At 70.3% G+C, this 11,911-nt stretch carries 7 protein-coding genes and 1 pseudogene; 1 reads left to right on the forward strand and 7 read right to left on the reverse strand.

The features are described from left to right. Positions 1 to 92: 92 nt before the first annotated feature. The 3 genes and pseudogenes from tsaD to IPG61_12710 form a co-directional block, all read right to left on the reverse strand. A pseudogene (gene tsaD / locus IPG61_12700) lies at positions 93 to 1,102 on the reverse strand (tRNA (adenosine(37)-N6)-threonylcarbamoyltransferase complex transferase subunit TsaD). After that, a complete protein-coding gene (locus IPG61_12705) occupies positions 1,099 to 2,823 on the reverse strand; it encodes an NAD(P)H-hydrate dehydratase (GenBank protein MBK6734915.1) in 1,725 nt (574 codons plus the stop codon). The pseudogene tsaD and the gene IPG61_12705 overlap by 4 nt, the downstream one beginning before the upstream one ends. Next, positions 2,820 to 3,575 (reverse strand): HAD-IA family hydrolase, encoded by a 756-nt coding sequence (locus tag IPG61_12710; GenBank protein MBK6734916.1) that lies wholly within the window; start codon positions 3,573 to 3,575, stop codon positions 2,820 to 2,822. The genes IPG61_12705 and IPG61_12710 overlap by 4 nt, the downstream gene beginning before the upstream one ends. Positions 3,576 to 3,687: 112 nt before the next feature. Here IPG61_12710 and IPG61_12715 point away from each other — a divergent pair, with 112 nt between their 5' ends. Then, positions 3,688 to 4,497 (forward strand): CPBP family intramembrane metalloprotease, encoded by an 810-nt coding sequence (locus IPG61_12715; protein MBK6734917.1) that lies wholly within the window; start codon positions 3,688 to 3,690, stop codon positions 4,495 to 4,497. Between the two features lie 73 nt (positions 4,498 to 4,570). On the opposite strand, the gene IPG61_12720 is transcribed toward IPG61_12715, so the two are convergent. The 4 genes from IPG61_12720 to IPG61_12735 form a co-directional block, all read right to left on the reverse strand. Beyond that, positions 4,571 to 4,756: a hypothetical protein gene (locus IPG61_12720; protein ID MBK6734918.1), complete on the reverse strand. Its 186-nt coding sequence runs from the start codon at positions 4,754 to 4,756 to the stop codon at positions 4,571 to 4,573. A gap of 104 nt (positions 4,757 to 4,860) precedes the next feature. Continuing rightward, a complete protein-coding gene (locus tag IPG61_12725) occupies positions 4,861 to 6,093 on the reverse strand; it encodes an asparagine synthetase B (GenBank protein MBK6734919.1) in 1,233 nt (410 codons plus the stop codon). A 56-nt stretch (positions 6,094 to 6,149) separates the two neighbouring features. Continuing rightward, on the reverse strand, positions 6,150 to 8,150 hold the full coding sequence (locus IPG61_12730) for a tetratricopeptide repeat protein (GenBank protein MBK6734920.1): 2,001 nt from the start codon (positions 8,148 to 8,150) through the stop codon (positions 6,150 to 6,152). Between the two features lie 77 nt (positions 8,151 to 8,227). After that, a complete protein-coding gene (locus IPG61_12735) occupies positions 8,228 to 11,902 on the reverse strand; it encodes a hypothetical protein (protein ID MBK6734921.1) in 3,675 nt (1,224 codons plus the stop codon). Between the last annotated feature and the right edge of the window lie 9 nt (positions 11,903 to 11,911).

An 11,911-nucleotide genomic window follows, 5' to 3' on the forward strand; every position in this document is an offset into this window, starting at 1 on the left:
CGGTTCCCCCTGCTATTCGGCTGTTCCGGGCTGGATCTTGAGGACGGGAACCCGAAATAGGTGCCGGCGCGGTCGTCTCCGGCAGGCAGGTGTCAGCGCCAGGAGGCCAGGGGCGCCCGCGCGAAGCTGTCGAGGGACAGGGGATCGGTGCGCCCGGCGGCCAGGTGGCACCAGCCGGCGTAGGCGATCATGGCGGCGTTGTCGGTGCAGTAGACACGCTCGGGCGGCAGGAAGTGCAGCCCCCGGCGCCCCGCCTCGTCGGCAATGCGCTCACGCAGCCTGCCGTTGGCTGCAACGCCCCCGGCCAGGTACACGGCGCGGGCGCGCTTCCGGCGCGCGGCCTGGAACAGCCTGTGGCACAGGACATCGACGATGGCTTCCTGGGCCTCCAGGCAGACATCGGCAATGGTCTGTTCGTCGAGGGCCGCGGCAGCGCCTCGACAACCGTGCGCACCGCGGTCTTCAGGCCGCTGAAGCTGAACACCGTGCGGCTGTCGCTCATGAGCGGGCGCGGGAAGGTGAAACGTCCCGGGTGCCCGCGCCGTGCGGCGGCATCCACCGGCGGGCCTCCCGGATACGGCAGGCCGAGGAGTTTCGCCGTCTTGTCGAAAGCCTCGCCGGCGGCATCATCCAGGGTGCCGCCGAGCCGTTCGTAGACGCCGACCTCGGGCATGTGGACCACCTCGGTGTGGCCGCCCGAAACGATGAGCACGGTCGCCGGAAGCACCAGGTCGGCGGTCAGGGCGTTGGCCAGGATATGCCCTTCGAGGTGGTGCACGCCGACCAGCGGCAGGTCGGCGGCGAAGCACAGGGCCTTGGCCGTCGACAGTCCCACCAGCAGCGCCCCCAGCAGCCCCGGTCCCGCGGTGACCGCGACGCCGTCCAGGTCGCGCAGGCGCAGCTGCTGCCGCTCCATGAGCAGGTCGACCATCGGCAGCAGGTTGACCAGGTGCGCGCGGCTGGCCAGCTCGGGGACCACGCCGCCGAACACGCCGTGCAGGTCGACCTGCGAACTGAGCAGGTTGGCCGAGACACCGCGCCCGCTGTCGTAAAGGGCCACGCTGGTGTCGTCGCAGGACGTCTCGATGCCGAGGACCTTCACCGCGCACCCTCCGGCGGCAGCGAGGGCCACAGCCGTTCGCGCAGTTCAGCCACACCGCTCGCCTCGCGTTCGAGGGCCAGCCACTGCGGCCCGATCGCGGCGGCGACCTCGCGCACGAGCACGCCGCGACTCGACATCTCGCGGGCTGCCGCGGTGCCGGCCAGCCCGTGGACATAGCAGCCAAGCAGTGCCGCATCGCGGGCCGGAAGCCCCTGCGCCAGGAGGCCCGCGATCAGGCCGGCCAGGACGTCGCCGGAGCCGCCGCGCGCCAGAGCATCGTCGCCGGTCGCGTTGACGAACGCGCCCTCGCCGGGCACGCCGATGAAGGCCGGCGAGCCCTTGAGGACAACCACGGCGCCCCAGGTGTCGGCCGCCCACGCCGCCAGTTCCAGGCGCCGCGCCGCGACCTCCGCGACCGGCAGTCCCGCCAGCCGGGCGAATTCGCCGGGATGCGGCGTCAGGACCACCTGGCGGCCACCAAAGGCAGGCGTCACGCCGCCGCGCGCCAGCGCATTGAGGCCATCGGCATCGACGACCATCGGCAAGGTCGAGCGCAGCAGCAGGTCGCGCACCCAGGCATCGGTCGCGGGATCATCGCCGAGTCCCGGCCCGATCACGAGCGCGTCGGCGCCGGCCAGCAGGGCGTCGACGTCACGCGCTTCCGGCGGCGCCAGCGTCCCGGCTGCAGTCTCTGCCAGCGGGCGAACCAGGGCCTCAGGAAGCGCCACGCGCAGGGCCGTCTCGAGCCCGGCCGGCGCCGCCACGGTCACCAGCCCGGCACCCGAGCGCAGGCCGCCAAGGGCGGCCAGGTGCGCGGCGCCACCGTAGGCCCGCGAGCCGGCGAGCACGACCAGGCTGCCGCACTGCCCCTTGTGCACGGACGTCGGGCGCGGCGGCAGCAGGCCCAGGTAGTCCTGACGCTGCAGCCAGTGCCACGGTCCCGCCAGTTTCCCGCACACCGCAGGGTCGAAGCCGATGTCCACGACCTCGAGCCGACCGGCGTAGTCGCGCCCCGGCGGCAGCAGCAGGCCCAGCTTGGGCAGCCCGATGGTCACCGTCACGTCGGCCGCCACGGCCACGGGATCGACCGTGCCGTCGTCACCGTTCACGCCGGACGGCACGTCCACCGCCAGCGTGGGCACCGCGGCATCATTCATCGCGCGGAACAGCGCCGCCAGTTCACGACCCAGGGCGCCCTGCCTGCCCGTCCCGAGCACGGCGTCGACGACCACCGTCGCCTCTCCCGACAACTCGTCATAGGCCTCGACCCAGGCCTCGGGCGGCGGCGCCACGACCTCCACGCCATCGGGCAGGCGCTCCAGGTTCTTCAGTGCTTCCTTCGAGAGTTCCTTCGGCCCGGCCAGCAGCAGCACGATCGCGGCCAGTCCTTCCTCGTGCACCAGGCGCGCCACGACCAGGCCGTCACCGCCGTTGTTCCCCTTGCCGCAGACGACCAGCACCGTGGCGCCGCCGGCCTCGTCGCTACCGCCCTCGTGCCCTTCGCAGGCACTGTCGCCGCACGCGTGGGCGTGGTCGTGGTCGTGGCCGTGGTCGTGGCCATGATCGTGCCCGTGCCCGCTGTCGGCGTGCTCGGCCACGAATTCCAGCACGTGGTCGGCCAGGGCCCGGCCGGCGCGTTCCATCAGTTCCGAGGCCGGCACGCCGCCGTCGATCGTGGCACGATCAATGGCCGCCATCTGCTTCGCCGTGCACACCCTCATGCCCGCGCCCTTTCGTCCGTCGTCCCCTGGTTGAGCTTCGCCAGCACATCCAGCAGCTGCATCAGGTCGTCGACCACATAGTCCGGCTCGGGCCCCTGCCCGGCCACCTTGTCGGCGTACTGCGAATAGAGGTCGCCGTAGCGGGCATAGACCGTGTGCAGTCCCGCGTTCCGCCCGCCCAGGATATCGCGTTCCTTCCAGTCGCCGATGACCAGGGCCCGGTCCGCCGACACGCCTAGCTGCTCGAGCGCCATGCGGAAGCCCTCGGGGTCCGGCTTGCGATGCCCGGTGTCGTCGAAGGTCAGCACCACATCGAAGGCGTGCTGCAGACCCAGCGCCGTCAGGCGCAGCCAGGCCTCGAACCGCGGTGCGTCGCTGACCACGGCCAGCTTGTACCCGTCCTTCAGCAGGCGATTGAGCACGAAGTTGGCGTGCGGATAGAGCACCAGCGAGGCATCGCGCGCGCGCCGGTAGGCGATCACGGCGGCGGCCAGCACCCGGTCGTCGGTACGGCCGATGGTCTGCTCGAGGAAGAAGTTGAACACCCGCTGATGCTCGATGCCCTTGTCGCGATAGATGGCGAAGATGCCGTCGATGGCCTCGCGCCTCTTCACCGGCAGGCCGGTGTCGATCATGGCGTCGACCGCGGCGGCGATGGATTCCTCCTTCGCCTTCATGAAGTCGGTCAGGGTATTGTCGAGGTCGAAGATCACCGCATCGATCGCGCGTGCTGCCACACCGGCACCTTTCATTGGCGAATCCCGCGGGTCATACTAACCTTTTCTCCCGCCGAATGCACATCCGGCGAGGCCACCCCACTGCGCCAATCGGCGGCCCCGCGCCGCGCCGAAGGAACCGGCCCCCATGTTCGACCTGCGCAACCTGCGGGCCACAACCGCCACCGGCCTCTGGGAGAGCTGGAGCCGCGGCCGCGTGCTGGCCCTGGCCTTCCTGCTGGTGCTCGGCAACTTCGCCTTCCAGCTGGCCTGGTACGACCGCGTCGGCGGCCTGTTCGCCCCCGTGGCGGCGGGCGCGATCGGCGGCGTCTTCCTGCCCTTGCTGGTGCTCGGCTGGCGCTGGCGCTGGCGCCGGGCCCACGACTTCGGGCTGGACCGGCCGACGCCGGTGGCCGCCGCCGGCGCGGTCCTGATGGCCCTGGCCGCGCTGGCGCCCGGTTCGCTGCTGGCCTACCTGTCGTTGAAGCTGCATCCGGTCGATGCGCAGTGGCTGGCGAACTACACCCAGAACCTGCCGGTCTCGGCGACGGAGATCGCCGTCGCGGCCTTCGCCGTCGTCATCTGCGGCCCCCTGGCCGAGGAGATCATCTTCCGCGGGCTCATCCACCGCGTCTTCAGCCGCACCTGGGGACCCTGGCCGGCGATCGCGGCCTCGTCCATCGTCTTCGGACTGGTGCACGGGGAGCCCTGGTACCTGCTGGGGCTGATCGGCGTCGGCCTGATGCTGGCGTTCATCTGGGAGGCGACCGGTTCACTCACCGCCTGCTGGCTGGCCCACGCCGTTCACAACGGGATTTCGCTGGGTGTGATGGTGGCCGAAGGTCCGGCCGGCGCGGAGCCGACGACACCGACGCCGGTGGACCTGGCGCTGGCGGCAGGCTCGCTGGTGATGCTGGTCCTGGTCGGCCGCTGGCTGCGGCGGGCGGCGGCACCCTGACCAGGCGCCATCGCGGTATCGCCGGATCTGCGGTGAAGGCCGGCCGCCGCACGGCCGGCCCACCCCCGAACCGCTACTTCGCCGACTCGCGCAGCCCCTTGCCGAAGCTGATCTCGCCGTTGTCGATGCGGATGCTGAACCCGCAGCCCGGATTGTGGCAAACCCAGGCTTTGTAATGGATGGCTGCGCCGTCGCGGCCGTAATCCGACAGCGGCAGGAGCATGCCCTCGCCGCACTTCTTGCAATCAGGATACTCCATCCTCACGTCCTCCCTCGGGTTCCCGGCATGGGCGCCGGGCCGGTCCCGGGGCAAAGCATATCAAATTCGTATGGTATTTGTCTCGATAAAATAACGAACCCGGCTCAGGTCTTCCTGGGCTTCTGCCGCGCCGCCGGAAACAGCACGTTGTTCAGGATCAGCCGATAGCCGGGCGACGTCGGGTAGAGGTCCAGGTCCGTCGCCTCATCCCCGACGCGGTGCTGGTAATCCTCGGGATCGTGCCCACCCAGGAACGTGAAGGTCCCCTGCCCTCGCTTGCCGTGGATGTACTTCACCTCGTCGGTGCCCTCGACGGCCGCCAGCGCCACCACCGAGCGCTTGAGGAACCGCTGGTGGAAGCCGGTGGTCTGCCCCAGGAACCCGTTGATGACGTTGACATGGTTCTGCGTGAGCATCGCCGGCACCGGGTCGTACTTGGCGGCGAAGGCGAAGAGCGTGAAGTAGTCCGCCTCGGCGCCGCGCATCTGCGCGTAGTCGCTCGTGTCGAGGTCGGAGTACTCGTAGACCATGGGATTGGTCGTGAGCTTGAGATTCTCGAAGGCGAAGGTGCCTTCGAAATCGGCCTTCGACCGCCAGTCCGGGGCGACGGGCGTGTTGTCGTAGGGCTCGCCGACGATGTCCGTGCCCAGCCAGGCCAGGGCGATATCGATCGAGTCGGTGGCCGAGCACATCGCGAACAGGAAGCCGCCGCCGTCCACGTACTGGCGAATGGTCAACGCAACGGCGTGCTTCTGCTGCCACACCGTGGCATAGCCCAGGGTCTTCGCCAGTTCCTCCTGGAAGTGCTTCTGCTCCAGGTACCACGGCTCGAGCCCGAAGCTGGCGTAGAACTTCCCGTACTGGCCGGTGAAGTCCTCGTGGTGCAGGTGCAGCCAGTCGTATTCGCGCAGGCGGCCGCCGAGGACATCCGTGTCGTACACCGTGTCGTAGGGAACGTCGGCATAGGTGAGGGCCATCGTCACCGCATCATCCCACGGCTGCATGTACGGCGGACTGTAGACGGCGATGCGCGGCGGCTTCTCCAGCAGCACGTCGTCCATGTTCTCCTGCGCGACCACGGCGCGGATGGCCGCAACATCATCATCACCCAGTTCCTCGAAATCGACACCCAGCAGCCGCGCATCGAGGCGCGCCCTCTGCGTGTCCTTCAGCAGGAAGCTGCCGCCGCGGTAGTTGAGCAGCCAGTTGACCTTGTCACCGGCCTGCAGCGTGTGGAAAGCGACACCGTAGGCACGCAGGTGGTTGCGCTGGACCAGGTCCATCGGCAGCAGCAGCCAGCGTTCGGCGCGCGCAGGAGCGGCGGCACCGGCCATCATCAACAGTGCCAGCAGGGCCAGCACCGGGTGCAGCGTGAACAAGGCAGGGCGCTTCCTCAACGCGGCAACCTCCTGAGTTCGTCCCGGACATCGTCGCTGAACAGGAAGCCGGGATACTGGGCCAGCAGCCGCTCCCATGCCTCGCGGGCCAGGTCGTTGCGGCCGTCCTCCAGCCGCAATCGCCCGAGCATCTGCAGCGCTGCGCCGGGAAAGCGCCCACGCGGGTGCTGCGCCACGATCGCCTCGAGCTGCGTTGCCGCCTCGTCGCGCCGGCCTGCCGCTACGAGTGCCTTGGCCAGTTCGAAGCGCCCACGCTCCAGCAGGTGCTGCGGTTCGGAAGTGTCAAGTCGCGCCGTCGCCTCCTGGACGAATCGCTCCAGCGCGGCCAGCCGCGCCGCCGGCTGCGAGGTCAGCTCGGCATAGACCCCCTGCGCGTACCACTGCAGGATCGTCGGACCGCCGCCGGGATTCTCCAGTTCCTCGGCCAGGGCCAGGCCCAGGTCGAGCGCATCGTTGGCGTAGGGCGCCGCCGGGTTGTCGAGGGCGATGACGGCGAAGCGATCCCGCGCCGTCGCGTAGTGGCCCTCGGCCAGGTCGAGTCTTGCCAGATGGTAGTGCGCATGACCACCGGCCTGCCTGAACTCGGGATCGCGCCCCAGCGCCGTCAGGACCTGGCGCCCGCGCGCGGTGTCTCCCGCGGCCAGGTAGCACTCGCCCAGGGTCAGACGCACCATCGCCAGCCCTTCGGTGGGCAGGTTCATGTCGGTGGCCAGCCTCTCGAGCCCGCGCGCCGCCTCGCGCGCCTCGCCGAGCACGTCGCGGCGATAGGTGGCCAGCCGGATCCGCGACGAGTAGAGGAACTCGCTGCCCGGGTTCACCGCGCGCACGCGGGCCAGAATTTCGTCGAACCGGACCGCAGCCGCCCGCGGATCCGGACCCAGCAAGCCGCGCCCGAGCGCCAGTTCACAGGTCTCGGCCAGGAGGTCGGCGGCGCGGACACGCAGGCTGGGCGCGCCGCTCGCGGCGCCACTCAGCGCATCCAGCGTCCCGAGCAGGTAATCGATGGTCGCCTGGGCCTCGATGGCCGATGGGGACGCCATGGACGGCCGGGCCGCGGCGGTGGCCGGGGCGTCGACAACATCCTGTGCACGCTCGCGCATCAGCACCACCGCGTTCTGCAGCAGGAGCAGTGCACCGTCGGGCCGCGTCGCCAGCGGCGCCACCAGCGCCACCGCCGGAGCCGCCTGTCCTTCGACTACCATCAGGTTGGCCACCAGCACGAGCGCCGCCGCCGAACCGTCGGGCCGCTGCGCGGATGCCAGCAACCGCGCGCGGAAGCGGTCGCCGAGACCGCGCTTGTACGGCCCCTCCAGCAGCGCCGTGCGCAACAACGCCAGGTTGTAGGGACCGGACACCAGCTCGGCGTGGGCTTCATCCGCTGCGTCCTCCTGCCGGTCGACCGCCAGGAGGACAGCGGCCCGCTCAAGACCCTGGAACCGCGGTTCACGCAGCACCACGCGCAACGAATCGATCAGCCCCAGGGCCACCACCGGGCGCCCGGCCGCGCGCAGCATTTCCACCGACACGAGGCCCGAGCTGCGGAGATTCGGGCTGTTGGCCAGGAATCGATCCAGGGCCAGCCGTGCCGAATCGGGCTGGTCGAGGGCCAGAAGCGACGATGCCAGTTCGCGCCACAGTGACGGATTGAGCGGTTGTTCCGCCACGGCCCGGCGACAGAGCGCGGCGGCCGCCGCATGATCGCCCCGCAACTGTTCCAACTCGATGCGTCGCGTCACGAGCTCGCGTGTCAGTGCCGAATGCTGGGCCAGTTCGTCGAGCAGTGCCGCTGCACGTGCGGCGCTGCCCAGCACCAGCAGGCGGTCCAGTTCGCTCAGCCGTCGCCGCAACTCGATCACATCGACGCCGGTCAGCGTCTGGGGGCGCATCATTCTCTCCTGCGGGAAGCCGGGAATCTCGGGGAGTCCCGGCGCCCGCCCACCGTCCTGGGCCAACGCGATGGCTGTGGGCAACACCGCCAGCACGAAGCAGAACGCCACACAGGACTTCACGCAGCGCGGCGCGCGGCGCGCCAACGCCGCCGTAACCCGGCGACGGGGATGCATGCACCACCGGTTCATGGCAACACCCCGTCACGGCCCGGCGGCATCACGCGCTGGAGCGAATCGATGGCCGCGAAATAGCGGCGCACCAGGTCACGGTACTCGAGCGGCGCATCCTCGAGGCGCTGGTAACGCTGCAGCGCCGAGGCCCCGCCCTCCGTGTCCGCTGCGCCATCGCGCCCCTTCTGCGCGTCGAACGTGCGCCTGGCGGTGCGGCTTTCGCGGCGGGAGCTGTAGTCGCGCTCGCGCACCGAATTGCGGGCATCGAGCAGCCGGCCCAGGATCCGGTCCTGGCGCAGCAGGACTTCCTGGTCGACCTGCCCGCCGCCGAGGTCGTCGCCCACCCGTTCCATCTGGCGACCCAGTTCCTCCATGTCGCCGAGCAGACGCGCACCCTCCCCGGCCGGGCGTTCACGCTCCTGCTCGGTGAGCCGGGCCAGTTCCTTTCCAAGTTCGCCCTGCTGCTCGCCCAGGCGCTGCATCTGCGACCGGGTCTGCTGGCTGATGCCGCGATCGGCCAACATGCGCCGCAACTCCTCGGTGGCCCCGTTCAGTTCGGCCTGCTGGCGCGCCAGTTCCTGCAACTGCTCGCTGGCCGACTGCTGCCCGCCGCCACCGCCGCCCCCACTGCTGGACATCTGCGCTTCGGTCAGCAGGCCGATGACGATGCGATTCGATTCCGCGAGGCTGCGCCCGGACTGGTCCCGCGCCTCAGCGGCGCGTCCCTCGTCGAGCGCACGCACACCGCCGCCCATCAACTCGACGAGCCCGTCCATTTTTTCCAGCAGCTTCAGGATCCGGTTCGGGGCTTCCTCGAGCAGCCCGGCCAGGCGTTCACGCGTGCCGACGGCGGCCTTCTGCAGCCGGTGCTGCTGGCGCGTCAACTCAAGGTTGCGCACATCCTGCAGCTGCGGCGGGATGCGGTTGCCCAGTTCCTCCTGCCGCGCGGACAAGGCCAGCAGGTCGGCCGCCAGGCCACGCAGTGACGACACCTGTTCCATCTTCATCGCCGCCTGCATCGCCTGTTGCGACGCCACCAGGACGCTGTAGAGCGAACCGAGATCCCGGAGCGCCTGCTGTTGCATCTTCGCCGCCTCGCCCGGGTCCATCTTCTGCAGCATCTCCGAGGCGCTCCCCATGCTGCCCGAGGACTGCTGCTTCTTCAGCTTCTCGAGGGCCTCGCGCAGCGCCTTCTCCTGCGCTGATGTGTCCTTCTTCTCGCCCTTCTCGCCCTTCTCGCCCTTCTCGCCGGACTCGCCTTTCTCGCCGGACTCGCTCTTTTCCCCGGACTCGCCCTGCTCGCCGTCGGGGCTCTTCTCCCCGGCCACCGATTCGCTTTGTTCGGCCAGCGCCTGCTCGAGCTTCTCGCGAAGCTGCTCGAGCTCCGCCGCCAGGGCTTCCTGTCGCCGCGCGAGCTCGTCCGCGGATGGGGATTCCTCGCTGCTCCCGGCCTTCGGGTCTGCGCCTTCGCGCTTGGCCTCGAGGTCGCGACTGAGTTCGGCCAGCTCCTGCTGTCGCCTCATCATGTCCTCGATCAGCGACGTCAATCCTTCGAACCGTTGTTCATCGGCCATGCGCTTCATCGTGGCGAGTGCCGCGTCCAACCGGCGGGCCATGTCCTTCTGCGCCTGGGCGACCTCGTCCATGGCCTGGGCCACCTGGTCAGGAGCCACCTGGCCGCCGGGTTGTTCGAGTTTTTCGAGCAACGCCGCGAGTTGATCGGCATCCGGCGGCGAGAGAAGCTCGGCCAGCTGTTCAGCCCGTTCGAGCTGGGCTTCCGAGGTAAGCTTGCCGCCCGCAAGCTGTTCCATCTGCCGCCGCAGTTCCTCGGCCACACGCGCCAGTTCCTGCTGCAGGGCCTGTTGACGCTGCACGGCTGCCTCGATCTCCTGCTGCCGTGCCCAGTCGGGCACCGGGTTCTTCATCAGTTCCCGGGCCAGCCGCTCGAGGTCGGCGTCGAGTTGCCGGCCACGGCGACGCGCTTCCTCCAGTTCCTCGCGGCCCTGCTGCGCGGACTCGGCCTGCGCTGCCAGCACATCGGAGGCCGAAGGCAGGGCCAGGCGCAGGACGGTCGAGCGCGCCACCTGCCCGTCGCCGGGAGATCGATTGTCGCGTGCCTCGACAACCAGCTCGAGGACGTCGCCGGGAACCAGTTCCAGGTCGCCGGCCTCGATCTCCAGCGCCAGCGCGGCGCGCAAGGGCGCGTCGCCCGCAGCGAGATCGCGCACCTTGAGGCGCAGTTCCCCGACCGCGGTGCGCAACGTCAGCCACGTGCCCGTCGCTTCCGGGCCGAAGGCCGTGCGTCCCGGCGCATCCGGCCCTGTTCCGCGATCCCCGCCCGTGCCGGCCAGGAGTTCCAGTCGCCTCAGGCCGAAATCGTCGGTGGCCTCGACAAGGAGCGTCAGGCGTCCGTCCAGCGGCAACAGCCCGTCGTCGCCCGGCCGGGACAGATCCACCTGCGGAGGATGGTCGGCCAGGACGGCCAGGCGATAGCCCAGCGGTTCGGGCGACTCCAGTCCGTAGTCGTCGCGCAGCCCGACCGTGAACGCCAGTTCGCTGTGGACCGTCAGGTCGATCGCAATGCCGGCGCCGTCGACGACCATCGGCAGGCTGTCGCCCGCAGCGGTGTTCAGCCAGGCCGCGGCGAGACGGCTTCCCGACTTCTCGCCCCCCAGGCGACCGGTCAACGAAACGCGGCTGCCGGCCGGGACTTCGCTCAATGACGGCAGGCGCTCGACGTTCATGACCGGCAGCTTCATGTAGGACGGCGGGGTGATGCGTCCCGACAGTCCGGCCAGCAGCGGCGGCCGGCGCACAACAACCTGGCCTGTGGCCGTCACCGTCTCGCCGCGCCGGAATCGCCAGCTGAAATCCTCGCGCACGTCGGTCACGGCAGTCCGCCACCGCCGTTGCGGCCCGCCGGCTGCCGTCGGCGCCTCCAATGGCCCGGCCACTGCCGACACACGTGACCAGGCTGCCTCACCGAAGCGAACCTCCGCCTGGACCACGGCGGCGTCCGGCGCGTAGTCGAGCGCCGCCAGCTGCACGCTGCCCCCGGCGACCACCCAGGCCGCCGAAGGTTCGGCGACGAGGGCAGCCCCGGCCCTCGTGTTGCCGCCGCCGAACGGACTGGTCAGCAGCGCAACGCCACGGACCACCCGCGCGGGCTGGAACGCGCCGAATGCCACGGCCAGAATCGCGGCAAGCGCCACCACGGCCAGTCGTCGCCCGCGTGCCGGATCCGGGTCCACGCGCGTCGGCGACAACGACGACAGCGCCGTCGTGGCCGCGGCGTCGAGCCGGCGCGCCAGTTCGCTGGCCACGGCATCGCCTGCGGACCAGCGCTCGGGCATCCGCGCAGCTTCCTCGGCCGCGACGACCACATTGGCGAACGAACCCTTGGCGTCCACTGCGGCGGCAAACAGGGCACGGTCCGCGTATCGCCGCCACGGACGCCAGACCAGCCGTGCAGCGGCGAGCGCCAGGAATGCCAGGAGCCCCAGACTCAGGCCGGCGGCGATCAGGCCGCCACGCATCGCCTCGGCACCGGCCATCCAGACCACGGCGATCACCGCGGGAAGCGTCACGGCGATCCAGCCGAGCAGCCCGCGAAGCAACACGCGCTGCCGCACCCGGCGGCGCAGTCGCTCGAGATCGAAAATTGCCGGGGTTGTCGTTCCCTGTGTCATCGGGTGCCT

The organism is bacterium (assembly GCA_016703265.1).
Lineage (GTDB): Bacteria > Krumholzibacteriota > Krumholzibacteriia > LZORAL124-64-63 > LZORAL124-64-63 > CAINDZ01.